Origin of the sequence: Pseudomonas citrullilanati (genome assembly GCF_030580855.1) — a bacterium.
Lineage (GTDB): Bacteria > Pseudomonadota > Gammaproteobacteria > Pseudomonadales > Pseudomonadaceae > Aquipseudomonas > Aquipseudomonas citrulli.
On record NZ_JAUQOP010000022.1, the window covers coordinates 16,052 to 33,410 of the forward strand.

General features: G+C 63.3%; 14 protein-coding genes. 7 read left to right on the forward strand and 7 right to left on the reverse strand.

Features of this window, described 5'->3' with window-relative positions; genetic code table 11:
• Positions 1-115 precede the first annotated feature (115 nt).
• The 5 genes from prpF to Q6A48_RS15635 form a co-directional block, all read right to left on the reverse strand.
• Entirely contained in the window at positions 116-1,309 is a 1,194-nt protein-coding gene (gene prpF / locus Q6A48_RS15615; RefSeq protein WP_304555000.1) for a 2-methylaconitate cis-trans isomerase PrpF, read from the reverse strand.
• A 42-nt stretch (positions 1,310-1,351) separates the two neighbouring features.
• Entirely contained in the window at positions 1,352-3,943 is a 2,592-nt protein-coding gene (acnD, locus tag Q6A48_RS15620) for a Fe/S-dependent 2-methylisocitrate dehydratase AcnD (protein WP_304555001.1), read from the reverse strand.
• Between the two features lie 200 nt (positions 3,944-4,143).
• The gene (gene prpC / locus Q6A48_RS15625) at positions 4,144-5,271 is read right to left on the reverse strand and encodes a bifunctional 2-methylcitrate synthase/citrate synthase (protein ID WP_304555002.1); all 1,128 of its coding nucleotides are present in this window, start codon (positions 5,269-5,271) and stop codon (positions 4,144-4,146) included.
• Between the two features lie 55 nt (positions 5,272-5,326).
• Positions 5,327-6,217: a methylisocitrate lyase gene (gene prpB, locus Q6A48_RS15630; protein ID WP_304555003.1), complete on the reverse strand. Its 891-nt coding sequence runs from the start codon at positions 6,215-6,217 to the stop codon at positions 5,327-5,329.
• Complete coding sequence (locus tag Q6A48_RS15635) at positions 6,214-6,927, reverse strand: GntR family transcriptional regulator (RefSeq protein WP_304555004.1); 714 nt, start codon at positions 6,925-6,927, stop codon at positions 6,214-6,216. Before Q6A48_RS15635 ends, prpB begins: the two co-directional genes overlap by 4 nt.
• Before the next feature lie 282 nt (positions 6,928-7,209).
• Here Q6A48_RS15635 and rloA point away from each other — a divergent pair, with 282 nt between their 5' ends.
• The 4 genes from rloA (at position 7,210) to pabB (ending at position 11,898) form a co-directional block, all read left to right on the forward strand.
• The gene (rloA, locus tag Q6A48_RS15640) at positions 7,210-7,746 is read left to right on the forward strand and encodes a retropepsin-like aspartic peptidase RloA (protein ID WP_042729217.1); all 537 of its coding nucleotides are present in this window, start codon (positions 7,210-7,212) and stop codon (positions 7,744-7,746) included.
• A 5-nt stretch (positions 7,747-7,751) separates the two neighbouring features.
• Positions 7,752-9,284 carry an osmotic stress tolerance membrane protein RloB gene (gene rloB / locus Q6A48_RS15645; protein ID WP_042729216.1) on the forward strand — a complete coding sequence of 511 codons (1,533 nt, stop codon included), beginning with the start codon at positions 7,752-7,754 and terminating at the stop codon, positions 9,282-9,284.
• A complete protein-coding gene (locus tag Q6A48_RS15650) occupies positions 9,284-10,270 on the forward strand; it encodes an alpha-L-glutamate ligase-like protein (RefSeq protein ID WP_304555005.1) in 987 nt (328 codons plus the stop codon). Before rloB ends, Q6A48_RS15650 begins: the two co-directional genes overlap by 1 nt.
• A 284-nt stretch (positions 10,271-10,554) precedes the next feature.
• Positions 10,555-11,898 carry an aminodeoxychorismate synthase component I gene (gene pabB, locus Q6A48_RS15655; protein ID WP_304555006.1) on the forward strand — a complete coding sequence of 448 codons (1,344 nt, stop codon included), beginning with the start codon at positions 10,555-10,557 and terminating at the stop codon, positions 11,896-11,898.
• A gap of 58 nt (positions 11,899-11,956) precedes the next feature.
• Here pabB and thrH read toward each other — a convergent pair whose 3' ends face one another.
• Positions 11,957-12,574 carry a bifunctional phosphoserine phosphatase/homoserine phosphotransferase ThrH gene (gene thrH, locus Q6A48_RS15660; RefSeq protein WP_304555007.1) on the reverse strand — a complete coding sequence of 206 codons (618 nt, stop codon included), beginning with the start codon at positions 12,572-12,574 and terminating at the stop codon, positions 11,957-11,959.
• A gap of 171 nt (positions 12,575-12,745) precedes the next feature.
• Between thrH and Q6A48_RS15665 the strand changes: the two genes are divergently transcribed.
• From Q6A48_RS15665 to Q6A48_RS15675, 3 genes are all read left to right on the forward strand, one after another.
• Complete coding sequence (locus Q6A48_RS15665) at positions 12,746-13,486, forward strand: phosphoadenylyl-sulfate reductase (RefSeq protein WP_304555008.1); 741 nt, start codon at positions 12,746-12,748, stop codon at positions 13,484-13,486.
• A 468-nt stretch (positions 13,487-13,954) separates the two neighbouring features.
• Positions 13,955-15,484, forward strand: a complete 1,530-nt coding sequence (locus tag Q6A48_RS15670) for an NCS1 family nucleobase:cation symporter-1 (RefSeq protein ID WP_304555009.1) — start codon at positions 13,955-13,957, stop codon at positions 15,482-15,484.
• 59 nt (positions 15,485-15,543) lie between these two features.
• On the forward strand, positions 15,544-16,272 hold the full coding sequence (locus Q6A48_RS15675) for an aspartate/glutamate racemase family protein (protein ID WP_304555010.1): 729 nt from the start codon (positions 15,544-15,546) through the stop codon (positions 16,270-16,272).
• Positions 16,273-16,420: 148 nt separating this feature from the next.
• Here the strand turns inward: Q6A48_RS15675 and Q6A48_RS15680 are convergent, their stop codons facing one another.
• On the reverse strand, positions 16,421-17,344 hold the full coding sequence (locus Q6A48_RS15680; RefSeq protein WP_304555011.1) for a LysR family transcriptional regulator: 924 nt from the start codon (positions 17,342-17,344) through the stop codon (positions 16,421-16,423).
• Positions 17,345-17,359 lie beyond the last annotated feature (15 nt).

Here is a 17,359-nt window from a genome sequence, read left to right on the forward strand (position 1 = left end):
TCACCACAAATCCATTGTGGGAGCGGGCTTGCTCGCGAAGAGGCCGGCACATTCAACATCTATGTTGGCTGATACCTCGCTTTCGCGAGCAAGCCCGCTCCCACAGGTTTTTATGTCAGTTCAGGGTATCTCCGGGCACCCGCACAACCCCTTCCATCAACACCCGCGCGCTGCGGCTCATGATGGCTTTTTTTACGGTCCATTCTCCATCGACCTGGCTGGCCTCGGCGCCGACGCGCAGGGTGCCGGACGGGTGGCCGAAACGCACGGCGTTGCGTTCGGTGCCGCCGGCGGCCAGGTTGACCAGGGTGCCGGAAATGGCGGCCGCGGTACCGATGGCCACCGCCGCGGTGCCCATCATGGCGTGGTGCAGCTTGCCCATGGACAGCGCCCGTACCAGCAAATCGACGTCGCCCGCGGCCACGGCTTTGCCACTCGACGAAACGTAGCCCGCCGGCGGCGCGACGAACGCCACTTTCGGCGTGTGCTGGCGCTGGGCCGCTTCGTCCAGGTGCTTGATCAAGCCCATGCGCAAGGCGCCGTGGGCCCGAATGGTTTCGAACATCGCCAGCGCCTGTGGATCGCCATTGATCGCGCCCTGCAACTCGGTGCCGGTATAACCGACGTCCCGGGCATTGATGAAGATCGTCGGGATCCCGGCGTTGATCAAGGTCGCCTTGAGCGTACCGACACCTGGTACTTCAAGGTCATCCACCAGGTTGCCGGTGGGGAACATCGAGCCGCCACCGCCCTCTTCTTCGGCCGCCGGGTCCATGAATTCGAGTTGCACTTCCGCCGCTGGGAAGGTCACGCCGTCGAGTTCGAAGTCGCCGGTTTCCTGCACCGCGCCGTCGGTGATCGGCACATGGGCGATGATGGTCTTGCCGATGTTGGCCTGCCAGATCCGCACCACCGCCACGCCGTTCTGCGGGATACGGCTGGCGTCTACCAAACCACTGCCGATAGCGAATGAGCCGACCGCCGCCGACAGGTTGCCGCAGTTGCCGCTCCAGTCTACGAACGGCTTGTCGATGGAAACCTGGCCGAACAGGTAATCGACATCGTGGTCGGCGCGGGTGCTCTTGGACAGGATCACGGTCTTGCTGGTGCTGGACGTCGCGCCGCCCATGCCGTCGATCTGTTTCTCGTAGGGGTCGGGGCTGCCGATGACCCTTAATAGCAACGCATCCCGTGCGGCGCCTGGGACACGGGCCACTTCGGGCAGGTCTTGCAGGCTGAAGAACACGCCTTTGCTGGTGCCGCCACGCATGTAGGTGGCGGGAATCTTGATTTGCGGTGCGTGAGCCATGATGTTCCTCGAGCGGACACGCAAGGTGTCCGCGGTTGTGATTTAGACGGCGACCGCCGATTCCAGGAAGTCCTGGGCAAAGCGCTGCAGCACGCCACCGGCTTCGTAGATCGACACTTCTTCAGCGGTGTCGAGGCGGCAAGTCACCGGCACTTCGACGCGCTCGCCGTTCTTGCGGGTAATGACCAGGGTCAGCGTCGCCCGCGGGGTGCGCTCGCCGATCACGTCATAGACTTCGCTGCCGTCGATGCCCAGGGTCTTGCGGTCGGTGCCGGGCTTGAACTCCAGCGGCAACACGCCCATGCCCACCAGGTTGGTGCGGTGGATGCGCTCGAAGCCTTCGGCGACAATCGCCTCGACACCGGCCAGTCGCACGCCCTTGGCCGCCCAGTCCCGGGACGAACCCTGGCCGTAGTCGGCGCCGGCGATGATGATCAGCGGCTGCTTGCGCTGCATGTAGGTCTCGATGGCTTCCCACATGCGCATGACCTGGCCTTCCGGCTCGACCCGAGCCAGGGAGCCCTGCTTGACCTTGCCGTTTTCCTGGACCATTTCGTTGAACAGCTTCGGGTTGGCGAACGTGGCGCGCTGGGCGGTCAGGTGGTCGCCGCGATGGGTCGCGTAGGAGTTGAAGTCCTCCTCCGGCAGGCCCATTTTCGCCAGGTATTCACCGGCGGCGCTGTCGAGCATGATCGCGTTGGACGGCGACAGGTGGTCGGTGGTGATGTTGTCCGGCAGCACCGCCAGCGGGCGCATGCCCTTGAGCGGTCGCGCACCGGCCAGCGCGCCTTCCCAATACGGCGGGCGACGGATGTAGGTGCTTTGCGGGCGCCAGTCGTACAACGGCGTGACTTTCGGCCCGGTGTCTTCCTGGATGGCGAACATCGGGATGTACACCTGGCGGAATTGTTCCGGCTTGACCGAGGCCTTGACCACGGCTTCGATTTCCTCGTCGCTCGGCCAGATGTCCTTGAGGCGGATTTCCCGACCGTCCACCACGCCCAGCACGTCTTTCTCGATGTCGAAGCGGATGGTCCCGGCGATGGCGTAGGCCACCACCAGCGGCGGCGACGCGAGGAACGCCTGTTTGGCGTAAGGATGGATACGCCCATCGAAGTTGCGGTTGCCCGACAGCACGGCGGTGGCGTACAGGTCGCGGTCGATGATCTCCTGCTGGATCACCGGGTCCAGGGCACCGGACATGCCGTTGCAGGTGGTGCAGGCGAACGCCACAACGCCGAAGCCCAGCTGTTCCAGCTCTTTGGTCAGGCCCGCCTCATCCAGGTACAGCGCCACGGTTTTCGAACCCGGCGCCAGGGACGACTTGACCCACGGTTTGCGGGCCAGGCCCAGGCGGTTGGCGTTGCGCGCCAGCAGGCCGGCGGCGATCACGTTGCGCGGGTTGCTGGTGTTGGTGCAACTGGTGATGGCGGCGATGATCACCGCGCCGTCGGGCATTTGCCCGGGCACGTCGTCCCACTGGCCGGAGATGCCCTTGGCGGCCAGATCCGACACCGCGACGCGGGCATGCGGATTGCTCGGCCCGGCCATGTTGCGTACCACCGACGACAGGTCGAAGCTCAAGCCGCGCTCGTATTGCGCACCCTTGAGGTGCTCGGCCCAGAGGCCAACCTGCTTGGCGTAGGTCTCGACCAGTTGCACCTGTTGGTCTTCGCGACCGGTGAGCTTCAGGTAATCGATGGTCTGCTGGTCGATGTAGAACATGGCCGCCGTGGCGCCGTACTCCGGGGCCATGTTGGAGATGGTCGCACGGTCGCCCAGGGTCAGGGCACTGGCGCCTGCGCCGAAGAACTCCAGCCAGGCCCCGACGACTTTCTGCTTGCGCAGGAATTCGGTCAGCGCCAGCACCATGTCGGTGGCGGTGATGCCCGGTTGCAGCTTGCCGGTCAGCTCGACGCCGACGATTTCCGGCAGGCGCATCCATGAGGCGCGGCCGAGCATGACGCTTTCCGCTTCGAGGCCGCCAACACCGATGGCGATCACGCCCAGGGCATCGACATGCGGCGTGTGGCTGTCGGTGCCCACGCAGGTGTCGGGGAACGCCACGCCGTCGCGTTGCTGGATCACCGGGGACATTTTCTCCAGGTTGATCTGGTGCATGATCCCATTGCCCGGCGGAATCACGTCGACGTTCTTGAAGGCTTTCTTGGTCCAGTTGATGAAGTGGAAACGGTCTTCGTTGCGGCGATCCTCGATGGCGCGGTTCTTGGCGAACGCCTGGGGATCGTAGCCGCCGCTTTCCACGGCCAGGGAGTGGTCGACGATCAGTTGGGTCGGCACCACCGGGTTGACCTGCGCCGGGTCCCCACCCTGCTGGGCAATGGCATCGCGCAGGCCGGCCAGGTCCACCAAAGCGGTCTGGCCGAGGATGTCGTGGCACACCACGCGCGCCGGGAACCACGGGAAGTCCAGGTCGCGCTTGCGTTCGATCAGTTGCAGCAGCGATTCGCCCAGCGTCGCCGGGTCGCAGCGCCGCACCAGGTTTTCCGCCAGCACGCGGGAGGTGTACGGCAGGCCGTCATAGGCGCCGGGCCGAATGGCCTCGACGGCCCCACGGACATCGAAATAATCCAGCGAAGTGCCAGGCAGCGGTTTGCGAAATTCTGTGTTCATCGTCAGGACTCGGGTCACGGTGGTTTCAGAAAGGGCTGGCGTCGGACTTGAAGTGAACCCTGCCCCTGTGGGAGCGAGCTTGCTCGCGATGGCGGTGTGTCAATCGACATTGATGTTGAATGTCGGTGCGCAATCGCGAGCAAGCTCGCTCCCACAGGGTTTCGGGATTATTCAGTACCTGAGCTCAGCGACCTCCCCGTTCAGCGTCGTTCGATTGGCACGAACTTGCGCTGTTCGACGCCGGTGTATTCGGCGCTCGGGCGGATGATGCGGTTGTTGGCGCGTTGTTCGAACACGTGGGCGGCCCAGCCGGTCAGGCGCGAGCAGACGAAGATCGGCGTGAACAGTTTGGTCGGGATGCCCATGAAGTGGTACGCCGAGGCATGGTAGAAATCGGCGTTGGGGAACAGCTTCTTCTGCTCCCACATGGTCTTGTCGATGGCTTCGGAGACCGGGAACAGCACGGTGTCCCCCACTTCTTCGGCGAGCTTCTTCGACCAGCCCTTGATCACCTCGTTGCGCGGGTCGTTGTCCTTATAGATCGCGTGGCCGAAGCCCATGATCTTGTCCTTGCGCGCCAGCATGCCGAGGGTGCCCTCGATGGCTTCCTGCGGCGAGCCGAACCGTTCGATCATTTCCATCGCCGCCTCGTTGGCGCCGCCGTGGAGCGGGCCGCGCAGCGAGCCGATGGCGGCGGTGATGCAGGAGAACAGGTCCGACAGGGTCGAAGCGCAGACCCGGGCGGTGAAGGTCGAGGCGTTGAATTCGTGCTCGGCGTAGAGGATCAGCGAGACGTTCATCACCTTGACGTGCAATTCGCTCGGTTTCTTGCCATGCAGCAGGTGCAGGAAATGGCCGCCGAGGGAGGCTTCGTCGGTCACGCAGTCGATGCGCTGGCCCTGGTGGCTGAAGCGATACCAGTAGCACATGATCGCCGGGAACGCGCCCAGCAGGCGGTCGGTCTTGTCGTGCTGCTCGGAAAAGTCCTTCTCCGGCTCCAGGTTGCCCAGGAACGAGCAGCCGGTGCGCATCACATCCATGGGATGGGCGTCGGCGGGAATGCGCTCCAGCACTTCCTTCAAGGCCTGGGGCAGGTCCCGCAGCTGGCGCAGCTTGTGGGTGTAGGCGTCCAGTTGCGCCTGGGTCGGCAGCTCGCCGTAGAGCAGCAGGTACGCCACTTCTTCGAATTGCGCGTCCGCCGCCAACTCGCGGACGTCATAGCCGCGGTAGGTCAGGCCGGCACCGGACTGGCCCACGGTGGACAATGCGGTCTGCCCGGCCACCTGGCCACGGAGCCCGGCGCCACTGAGTACTTTTGCTTCGGCCATTTGCTGTCTCCAATTGTTGAATTTGTAGGGAATCGGCAAGTTTCGGGGGCGCGTCTTATTTCTTCGCCGCGAACAACGCATCGAGCTTCTGCTCGAAGGTGTGATAGTCGATACGATCGTAAAGCTCCATGCGGGTCTGCATGGTGTCGATGACATTCTGCTGCGTGCCGTCGCGACGAATCGCGGTGTAGACGTTCTCGGCCGCCTTGTTCATGGCGCGGAAGGCCGACAACGGGTACAGCACCAGGGACACGTCGGCGCCGGCCAGCTGTTCGGTGGCGTACAGCGGCGTCGCGCCGAACTCGGTGATGTTGGCCAGGATCGGCGCCTTCACGCGGCTGGCGAACAGCTTGTACATCTCCAGTTCGGTGATCGCCTCGGGGAAAATCATGTCGGCGCCGGCCTCGATGCAGGCGGCGGCACGATCGAGGGCCGACTCCAGGCCTTCCACGGCCAAGGCATCGGTCCGCGCCATGATGACGAAACTGTCATCAGTACGGGCGTCCACCGCCGCCTTGATGCGGTCGACCATTTCCTGCTGCGAGACGATTTCCTTGTTCGGCCGATGACCGCAGCGCTTGGCGCCCACCTGATCCTCGATGTGCACCGCCGCCGCGCCGAACTTGATCATCGACTTGACCGTGCGCGCCACGTTGAACGCCGAGGAGCCGAAGCCGGTGTCCACGTCCACCAGCAACGGCAGGTCGCACACGTCGGTGATGCGCCGCACATCGGTCAACACGTCGTCCAGGCCGGTAATACCCAGGTCCGGCACGCCGAGGGAACCGGCCGCCACGCCGCCGCCCGACAGGTAGATCGCCTTGAAACCGGCGCGCTTGGCCAACAACGCGTGGTTGGCGTTGATCGTGCCCACCACCTGCAGCGGGTGCTCGGTGGCGACCGCATCGCGGAAACGCTGGCCTGGCGTGCTCTTGCTGGAACTCATGACTCACCTCGTTCAGTGGCGGCGCTGTCCTGGAAATGACGCGCGATGTTGCGTTTGGAGGCGCCGATGTGCCGGCGCATCAGTAATTCGGCCAGTTCGCCGTCACGGTCGGCGATGGCATCGAGAATCCGGTGGTGCTCGGCGAATGCCTGGCGCGGACGGTTGGGCGTGGTGGAAAACTGGATGCGGTACATGCGCACCAGTTGGTACAACTCGCCGCAGAGCATTTGCGTCAGGGTACGGTTGCCGCTGCCCTGGATGATCCGGTAATGGAAGTCGAAGTCGCCTTCCTGCTGGTAATAACCGACCCCGGCCTGGAACGCCGCATCGCGCTCGTGGGTCTCCAGGACCCGGCGCAGCTCGTCGATTTCTTCCAGAGTCATGCGCTCGGCCGCCAGGCGGCAGGCCATGCCTTCCAGGGACTCGCGGATTTCGTAGAGTTCCAGCAGCTCGGCATGGCTGAGGGACACCACCCGCGCGCCGACATGAGGCACTCGCACCAGCAGGCGCTGGCCTTCCAGGCGATGGATGGCCTCGCGCAGCGGCCCCCGGCTGATGCCGTAGGTGCGCGCCAGTTCAGGCTCGGAGATCTTGCTGCCAGGGGCGATCTCGCCCTGGACGATGGCCGCCTGGATACGCCGGAAGACGTTCTCGGAGAGGGTTTCCGAGTCGTCCTGGGCCATCACCGGCGTTTCGAGCTGACCGAGCATATTGTCGACACCTTTGAAATCAATGCCACAAAAACTAATCAATCCAGGGCGCAACGTCAAAGAGAAATTGGATATTGTCGACAATCGTCTAATAATGGCCTTCGCCATAACCGGGCCCCAGGTTCAATCGTAGCCTCCGGCCAGCGGTGGCGTCAGAAAACCACCGTGCTAGAATGCCGCCGCTGTTTGCCGCTCTCCTGTTTACAGGGAAGGCGCCTGAAGGAGCTTGCGCAGTAATGCCAGGGCCTGAACCGATAAACGGAACGCTGCGCACCAGGATCTATGACACTCAAGCCCTTATCTGCCGCTCTCTATCTCATGTGCCTGCCGGGGCTTGCCGCGGCGGGTGAAAAAACCGTCTACGGCCTCAACGAATACGCGGCCTTGCAGGGCATCGACCTGGAAGTGGCGGCCAAGCTCGACACCGGGGCCAAGACGGCGTCCCTCAGTGCCCGCGACATCAAGCGCTTCAAGCGCAATGGCGAGTCCTGGGTGCGTTTCTACCTGGCCATCGACGCGGCCCACTCGCACCCCATCGAACGTCCGCTGGCCCGGGTCAGCAAGATCAAGCGCCGCGCCGGTGACTACGATCCGGAAGAAGGCAAGAAGTACACGGCTCGGCCGGTCATCGAACTGGACATCTGCATGGGCTCGGCCCTGCGCAGCATCGAAGTGAACCTGACCGACCGCAGCGCTTTCCAATACCCATTGCTGATCGGCTCCGAAGCGCTCAAGCGCTTCGACGCGCTGGTCGACCCCAGTCTCAAATACGCTGCCGGCAAACCCGCCTGCGCCAATGCCGCTCAAACCGCAGAGTAATTCCAATGCGCTCCCTGACCCTCCATTTGAAAATGCTGATCGCCATCCTGGTGGTGCTGGGCTTGTCGGTGACGGCCTATCAGATTTTCGTGCTCGGCATCCCGGTGACCGAAGACGCCACCGACGACCTGTGGAACATCGACGCCAAGGTCGAGTTCGTGCCCAATGCCAAGGATCCGGTCAAGGTCCAGATGTTCGTGCCGCCCCTGAGCCGCGACTACGTGAGCCTCAACGAGAGCTTCATCTCCAACAACTACGGCGTGGCGGTGAACCGGGTCGACGGCAACCGCAAGGTGACGTGGTCGGCGCGCCGGGCCAAGGGTAACCAGACACTTTATTATCGCCTGGTGCTGACCAAGCGCTACAGCGCCGAAAAAACCAAGGTCAAGGGGCCGACCTTCCGTGACAGCATCGCCGTCGAAGGCCCGGAGAAACTCGCCGCCGAAGCGCTGCTCGCGCCGATCCGCCAGCACTCGGCCGACGTCGAGACCTTCATCAGCGAAGCCATCAAGCGGGTCAACAACCTCAACGACGACAACGTCAAGCTGCTGCTGGCGGGTGATCCCTCGTCGAGCAACAAGGCACGCATCGTCGAGCTGGTGCTGTCCATTGCCCACGTCCCGGTGGAAAAAGTCCACACCATCCGCCTGGTGGCCGACCAGCCGCAGACACCTGAACTGTGGCTGCGCAGCTTCAACGGCACCGACTGGCTGTATTTCAGTCCCGACACCGGCGAACAGGGCCTGCCCACCGACCGGTTGTTGTGGTGGACCGGCGATGAAAACCTGATCACCGTCGATGGCGGCAAGAAAGCCACCGTGACTTTCAGCATGAACAACAGCGAAATGAACGCGATTCGCCTGGCCAAGCTGACGGACGAAAACACCGACGCCAACTTCCTCGAATACTCGCTCTATGGCCTGCCCCTGCAAACCCAGCAGACGTTCATGATCATGGTGATGATCCCGATCGGCGTGCTGGTGATCCTGGTGCTGCGCAACCTGATCGGCCTGCAGACCCTGGGCACGTTCACCCCGGTGCTGATCGCCCTGGCCTTCCGGGAAACCCAGCTGGGCTTCGGCATCATCCTGTTCACGGTGATCACCGCGCTGGGGCTGTCGCTGCGCTCGTACCTGGAGCACCTCAAGCTGCAAATGCTACCAAGGCTCTCGGTGGTGTTGACCTTCGTGGTGGTGCTGATCGCCGCCATCAGCCTGTTCAGCCATAAGCTGGGCCTGGAGCGCGGCCTGTCGGTGGCGCTGTTCCCGATGGTGATCCTGACCATGACCATTGAACGCCTGTCCATTACCTGGGAAGAACGCGGCGCCGGCCACGCGATGAAGGTCGCCATCGGCACCTTGTTCGCCGCCTCCCTGGCGCACCTGATCATGAGCGTGCCGGAACTGGTGTATTTCGTGTTCACCTTCCCGGCGATCCTGCTGATCCTGGTGGGCTTCATGCTGGCCATGGGACGTTATCGCGGCTACCGCCTGACCGAGCTGGTACGGTTCAAGGCCTTCCTCAAGGCTGACTCGTAATGTTCGGCTTCTGGAAGACCTGGAAGGCCCTGGAAGCGCGGGGCATCATGGGCATCAACCGGCGCAACGCCGACTACGTGCTCAAGTACAACAAGCGCAGCCTGTACCCCATCGTCGATGACAAGATCATCACCAAGGAACGGGCGATCGAAGCCGGCATCCATGTGCCGCAGTTGTACGGGATCATTTCCACCGAGAAGGAAATCGACAAGCTCGACGGCATCATCGGCGGGCGCACCGACTTCGTGATCAAGCCGGCCCAGGGCGCCGGCGGCGACGGCATCATCGTCATCGCCGACCGCTTCGAAGGCCGCTATCGCACGGTGTCCGGCAAGATCATCAGCCATGAGGAAATCGAGCACCACATCTCCAGCATCCTCACCGGCCTCTATTCCCTGGGCGGGCACCGGGACCGGGCGCTGATCGAATACCGGGTGGTGCCGGACCAGATCTTCAAGAGCATCAGCTACGAAGGCGTGCCGGACATCCGCATCATCGTGTTGATGGGTTATCCGGTGATGGCCATGCTGCGCCTGCCGACCCGCCAGTCCGGCGGCAAGGCCAACCTGCACCAGGGCGCCATCGGCGTGGGCGTCGACCTTGCGACGGGCCTGACCCTGCGCGGCACCTGGCTGAACAACATCATCACCAAGCACCCCGACACCACCAACGCGGTGGACGGCGTGCAACTGCCTTACTGGGACGGTTTCATGAAGCTGGCCGCCGGCTGCCATGAACTGTGCGGGCTGGGCTACATCGGCGTCGACATGGTGCTGGACCAGGAAAAAGGCCCGTTGATCCTGGAACTGAATGCCCGGCCGGGGCTGAACATCCAGATTGCCAACGACTGCGGCCTGACCCTGCGCACCCACGCCGTGGAAGCGCACCTGGAAGACCTCAAGGCCCGTGGCGTCGTTGAAAGCGTGGAAGAACGGGTGGCGTTTGCCCAGGAATTGTTCGGGCATATTCCGCCGGTCGAGGGCTGAACAACCCCTTATGTGGACTGGCTGCCTCTTGTGGCGAGGGGATTTATCCCCGCTGGGTTGCGAAGCAACCCCTTCGCCGTTGAACACGGTCAATCTGATAGACCGAGGTGCTTGGCTTTGGGGTTGCTGTGCAACCCAGCGGGGATAAATCCCCTCGCCACAAGGTGTTCACATTCCAAGATTTTCGACGGCCCATACTTACTCATTCCGACATCCCCCTAGGTGCAAATCCTACAGAGGGATTACAATCGCTCCCCCGCCTCGATGGCTGATCCGCCCCGCCCATGTCGACCTGCTCCGTACACCCGCTGCCCTATCGCGCCAACCCCGCCGACTATTTCGCGGCCATCCGCCATGCCCCCGGTAGCGTGCTGCTCGACAGCGGCCGGCCAAGCGCCGAACGCGGGCGTTACGATGTGCTCAGTGCCTGGCCGCTGGCGCAACTGGCGGTGCTGCCGGAGGAAAGCGGTAGCGATTTCCTGCGACGTTTACGCGCCCAGCTGACACAGCTGGGGCACGCCGTCCTGCCGGACACCGTGCAACTGCCCTTCGCCGGTGGCCTGATCGGCTACTTGAGCTACGACTTCGGCCGACACCTCGAAGCGCTGCCGTCCCACGCCCAGGACGACCTGCAACTGCCCGACGCGTGTTTCGGCGTGTACGACTGGGCGCTGGTCAGCGACCATCAGGCCGGCACCAGCCAACTGGTGTTCCACCCCCATTGCGATGATGCTGAACGCCAGCGCCTGATTGCGCTGTTCAGCCAGGCGGTCCCGCTGTCCACGGGCGAGTTCCGCCTGGCCGGGTCGATGACCCCCGACCTGGACGCCGAGGCCTATCGCCAGGCGATCGAACGGATCCACGCGTATATCCAGGCCGGGGATTGCTATCAGGTCAACTTTGCCCAGCGCTTCCGCGCCCCGTGCCAGGGCGATGCCTGGGCGGCCTACCAGGCACTGCGGGCCGCGTGCCCGACGCCGTTTTCCGGGTTCCAGAGCCTGCCCGAGGGTGGCGCGGTACTGAGCCTGTCGCCCGAACGCTTTATCAAGGTCAGCCAGGGCCACGTGGAAACCCGACCAATCAAGGGCACCCGCCCCCGGGGCGCGACACCCGCCGAGGACGCCGCCCACGCCGCCGACCTGCTGGCCAGCCCCAAGGACCGCGCGGAAAACCTGATGATCGTCGACCTGCTGCGCAATGACCTGGGCCGCACCTGTCGCATCGGCTCGGTGCGGGTGCCAGAGTTGTTCAGCCTGGAAAGCTACCCGAACGTGCACCACCTGGTCAGCAGCGTGACCGGCGAACTGGCCGCCGGCAAGGACGCCCTGGACCTGATCGCCGGCAGCTTCCCCGGCGGCTCGATCACCGGCGCACCGAAGATCCGCGCCATGCAGATCATCGACGAACTCGAACCGACCCGACGCGGGCTGTATTGCGGCTCGCTGCTCTACCTGGACGTGCGCGGGGAAATGGACAGCTCCATCGCCATCCGCAGCCTGCTGGTCAAGGACGGTCAGGTGTGCTGCTGGGGCGGCGGTGGGATTGTTGCCGACTCGGATTGGCAGGCGGAATACCAGGAGTCGATTACCAAGGTTCGGGTGTTGCTGGACACCTTGCAGAACCTCTAGAAGCATCGCGGGCAAGCCTTGCTCCCACAGATCCAGTGCCTGTCCAGGTCTAACTGGTTTACAGGCTCAGGTTGCGGTTCGAGGCCTTGATGAATGCCTGCTTCAACTCGGCAAACGTGTGCACGGCCGGGAATTGCGGGAATTCACGGATCACGTTCTCCGGCGCATGGAACAGGATCCCGGCGTCGGCTTCACCGAGCATGGTGGTGTCGTTGTAGGAATCCCCGGCGGCAATCACCCGGTAATACAGGCTCTTGAAGGCCAGGACCGACTGCCGCTTGGGATCTTTCTGACGCAACTGGTAGCCCGTCACCCGCCCGCTGTCGTCGGTGATCAAGCGGTGGCAGAGCAACGTCGGGAAGCCCAGCTGGCGCATCAGCGGTTGGGAAAATTCGTAGAACGTGTCGGACAGGATCACCACCTGGAAGCGCTCGCGCAGCCAGTCGACGAACTCGATGGCGCCGTCCAGCGGCTTGAGCGTGGCGATCACTTCCTGGATGTCCGCCAGCTTGAGGCCGTGCTCGTCGAGGATGCGCAGCCGTTGCTTCATCAGCACGTCGTAGTCGGGAATGTCCCGAGTGGTGGCCCTGAGGGATTCAATCCCGGTTTTTTCGGCGAAGGCGATCCAGATCTCCGGGACCAGCACACCTTCCAGGTCGAGGCAGGCGATTTCCACAGGACACTCCCATTTATTGATGTTTATCGGTTGAGGGAACAAAAGGCCTGCCGACTCTAGCCATTCACCAGTGCCGGCGCAACGCGCAGGGCGCGCCAGCCCCGACAGCTTTTGTTACCATCAGCCCCCTATAGAGCGCTCAGCGCCACCGACCTGTAGGAAACCGCCCTGATGAGCCCATCGTTTGACGTCGTGGAACTCGCCACGACCTATGCCAACAAGTCCCCGCAGGACATTCTCAAGCTGGCCTTCGCCGAGTTCGGTGACGAGCTGTGGATATCCTTCAGTGGTGCCGAGGACGTGGTGCTGGTGGACATGGCCTGGAAGCTGAACAAGAACGTCAAGGTGTTCAGCCTCGACACCGGCCGCCTGCACCCGGAGACCTATCGCTTCATCGACCAGGTGCGCGAGCACTACAAGATCGACATCGAACTGATCTCGCCGGACCACACGAAACTTGAACCCTTCGTGAAGGAAAAGGGCCTGTTCAGCTTCTACAAGGACGGTCATGGCGAGTGCTGTGGCATTCGCAAGATCGAGCCGCTGCGCCGCAAGCTCACCGACGTGCGCGCCTGGGCCACCGGCCAGCGCCGCGACCAGAGCCCCGGCACCCGCAGCCAGGTGGCCGTGCTGGAAATCGACACGGCGTTCTCCACCCCCGAGCGCACGCTGTACAAGTTCAACCCGTTGTCGCAAATGACCAGCGAGGAAGTCTGGGGTTACATCCGCATGCTGGAGTTGCCGTACAACAGCCTGCACGAACGCGGCTTCATCAGCATTGGTTGCGAACCCTGCACCCGCCCGGTGCTGCCGAACCAGCACGAGCGCGAGGGTCGCTGGTGGTGGGAAGAAGCGACACAAAAGGAATGTGGGTTGCACGCCGGCAATATCATCAGCAAATCCAAGGCCTGATACAGCGCCAGCCAATTTCCCCTTCTTTCCTGTACACAAAAATGTCACCACAGGTGCCATTTTTGTGTGCACTTCTCCAGGCAATGCCCTGAAAAGTTACACCTTTTCCAGTGCCGCATTCCTGTAGCGCTCCCTCCCTCGCCTGGGCGAAAAATAAATACCTGTTCAAACGGTCAATTTATACCGTCTATTTTTCAGGTACTTATTCGCAATCAATAACCAAACGAAATGACCACTTCAGCGTTTAGATCGACGACTGGCATAAATCTGGCTTGAGACGACAAGTGTTTTGTATACAAACTAAATAAAACATACACACACTTTTAGATCCGCAAGCCTGAAGCGCCCTATCCCGTACAGGCTGCAGATGCCCCGTAACCAATGATGCTTGCCGCGCCGCGACGAAGATTGCCGAGCCTCGCGCTCATGCCCAGTCATCGCTGCGCCGAGAATCAGGAGCCTGCCGGAATGCGTACAAGTCTCTCCAATAACATTGCGCTGGATCTGCCCTCCTCAACCACCGCCGTCGAAGAAAAACAGGCGGTTTCCCTGGCCTTGAGCCCCCGCTTGCATAACAAGGACCTGGCCCCGACCAAGGCCGAAGGCCGGCGCTGGGGTCGCTACAGCATCTTCGCCCTGTGGACCAACGACGTTCACAACATCGCCAACTACTCGTTCGCCATCGGCCTCTATGCGCTGGGCCTGGGGGGCTGGCAGATCCTGCTGTCCCTGGGGATCGGTGCGGCGCTGGTGTACGGCTTCATGAACCTGTCCGGCTACATGGGCCAGAAAACCGGGGTGCCGTTTCCGGTCATCAGCCGGATCAGCTTCGGTATCCACGGGGCGCAAATCCCGGCGTTGATCCGGGCGGTCATCGCCATTGCCTGGTTCGGCATCCAGACCTACCTGGCATCGGTGGTGTTCCGCGTGCTCCTGACCGCGATCCATCCGGGTTTCGCCGAGTACGACCAGAACTCGATCCTCGGCCTGTCGAGCCTGGGCTGGGTGTGCTTCGTGGCGATCTGGTTCGTGCAACTGGTGATCCTGGCCTACGGCATGGAAACGGTGCGCCGCTACGAAGGGTTCGCCGGCCCGGTGATCCTGGTGACCGTCGCCGCCCTCGCCGGCTGGATGTACACCCAGGCCGGCGCGACCATCGCCTGGTCGATCCGCGAACCGCTCACCGGCGGCGAGATGTGGCGCAATATTTTCGCTGGCGGCGCGCTGTGGCTGGCGATCTACGGCACGCTGATCCTCAACTTCTGCGATTTCGCCCGCTCGTCGCCGTGCCGTCGGACCATCGTGGTCGGAAACTTCTGGGGCCTGCCGGTGAATATCCTGGTGTTCGCCGGGATCACCATCCTGCTGTGCGGGGCGCAGTTCCAGATCAACGGCCAGATCATCGAGAGTCCGACGCAAGTCATCGCCTCGATTCCCAACACGTTCTTCCTGGTGCTCGGGTGCCTGGCGTTCCTGATCGTCACCGTGGCGGTGAACATCATGGCCAACTTCGTCGCCCCGGCCTTCGTCCTCAGCAACCTGGCGCCCAAGTACCTGACCTTCCGCCGCGCCGGGCTGATCAGCGCCGCGATCGCCGTGCTGATCCTGCCGTGGAACCTGTACAACAGCCCGCTGGTGATCGTGTATTTCCTGTCGGGCCTCGGCGCCCTCCTCGGCCCGTTGTACGGCGTGATCATGGTCGACTACTGGCTGCTGCGAAAAGGCCGCATCAATGTGCCGCAGCTGTACAGCGAAGACCCGAACGGCGCGTACTTCTACAGCAACGGGGTCAACCTGCGGGCCGTGGCGGCGTTCATCCCGGCGGCGCTGATCGCGATCGTCCTGGCGCTGGTGCCCGGCTTCGACAGCGTGTCACCGTTTTCCTGGCTGATCGGTGCCTCGATCGCCGGCCTGCTGTACCTGATCATCGCCAAGCGCCAGGGGCATTACGAAGACGTCAGCGGTGAAGCCATCGCTGTGGATAACGTCAGCCATTGATCTTCCAAGGCGGCCCGCAGGGTTGGGCCGCCGATTTTCTGCGTTAAAGGACACTGCTCATGCGAATTCTTGTGGTCAACGTCAACACCACCGAGTCCATCACCCAGGCCATTGCCCGGCAGGCCCAGGCCGTGGCGGCCCCGGGCACCGAGATCATCGGACTCACGCCGCACTTTGGCGCCGAGTCCGTCGAAGGCAACTTCGAAAGCTACCTGGCCGCCATCGCGGTGATGGACCGGGTGCTGTCCTACGACCAGCCGTTCGACGCGGTGATCCAGGCCGGCTACGGCGAACATGGCCGCGAAGGCTTGCAGGAACTGCTGGACGTGCCCGTGGTGGACATCACCGATGCCGCCGCCAGCACCGCGATGTTCCTCGGCCATGCCTATTCGGTGGTCACTACCCTGGACCGCACCGTGCCGCTGATCGAAGACCGGCTCAAACTGTCCGGCCTGTTCGACCGCTGCGCCTCGGTGCGGGCCAGCGGCCTGGCGGTGCTGGAACTCGAACAGGATCCGCAACGGGCAGTGGCAGCTATCGTGCAGCAAGCGGAACTGGCGGTCAGCCAGGACAAGGCCGAGGTCATCTGCCTGGGCTGCGGTGGCATGGCCGGGCTCGACGAACAGATCCGCCAGCGCACCGGGGTACCGGTGGTCGACGGGGTCACCGCGGCGGTGACCCTCGCCGAATCCCTGGTGCGGCTGGGGCTGTCGACGTCGAAAGTGCGCACCTATGCCACGCCTCGGCCTAAGACCCTCAAGGGTTGGCCGGGGCGGTTTGGGCGGTGAGCGCAGTGCTCCAGACCGTGTCGCGGCCATCGCGAGCAGGCTCGCTCCCACAATGGGCACAGGGTGTTCACAGATCCCGAGCCCACCGCCAATCACCGGTGGGAGCGAGCCTGCTCGCGAAACGGCCCACCGCCTGCCGGGACCTGGCTCACACCGCACTGAACCGCGCGCCCAAGCCCTGCTTGGCAAACTGTTCGATGATGAAGTCGACGAACGCCCGGGTCTTGCCCGGCAACAGTTTGTGCTCGGCGTAGTAGATGGAAATGTTGCCATCGTCGACGTACCAGTCCGGCAGGACTCGCTGCAGCGCGCCGGACGCCAGGAACGGAACCGCCACGGGCATGCTCACCAGCCCGATGCCCAAGCCCTGGGCGGCGGCTTCGCAGTCGGCCTCCGAATCGCTCATGGTCATGCGCGCCTTGAGCATGAGTGGGCTGTGGTGCCCGGTGCGGCTGGTCAGTTGCCATGACCGCACACGCCCGGTCTGCGGCGAACGAATGAGAATGCCCTGATGCTGCGCCAGATCGTCCGGCTCGGTCACTGCGGCATGGTTTTGCAGATAGCCTCTGGAAGCCACCAACACCCGATGGGCCACCGCCAGCTTGCGGGCCACCACGCCTTGGGGTAGCTCGAAACCACCGCCGATGGCCGCGTCGAAGCCCTGGCCGATCAAGTCCACTTGCCGGTTATCGAAATGCCAGTCGGGGTTGATCGCCGGGTAACGCTCCAGGAAAGCACCCAGCAACGGCATCACGTACAACCGGCCGAACGCCGTGCCCATACTCACCTTCAGCGTGCCCGCCGGTTGCCCGCCCGCGCTGGCGAGGTTGGCGACCGCGTTCTGGATGGTATGGAGGCTGCCGCTCACCTCGCTCAGGAAGAGCTGGCCGGCTTCCGTCAGGGTCAGCCGGCGAGTGCTACGCTGGAACAGCCGCACCCCCAGCCGTGCTTCAAGCTTGGCCACGCTCTTGCCCACCGCCGCCGGGGTCACGCTCAGGCGGCGCGCGGCTTCGGCAAAGCTGCCGACTTCAGCGCTGCGGACGAAGCATTCGATACTACTAAATGTTTCCATGAACCCCACTCTAAA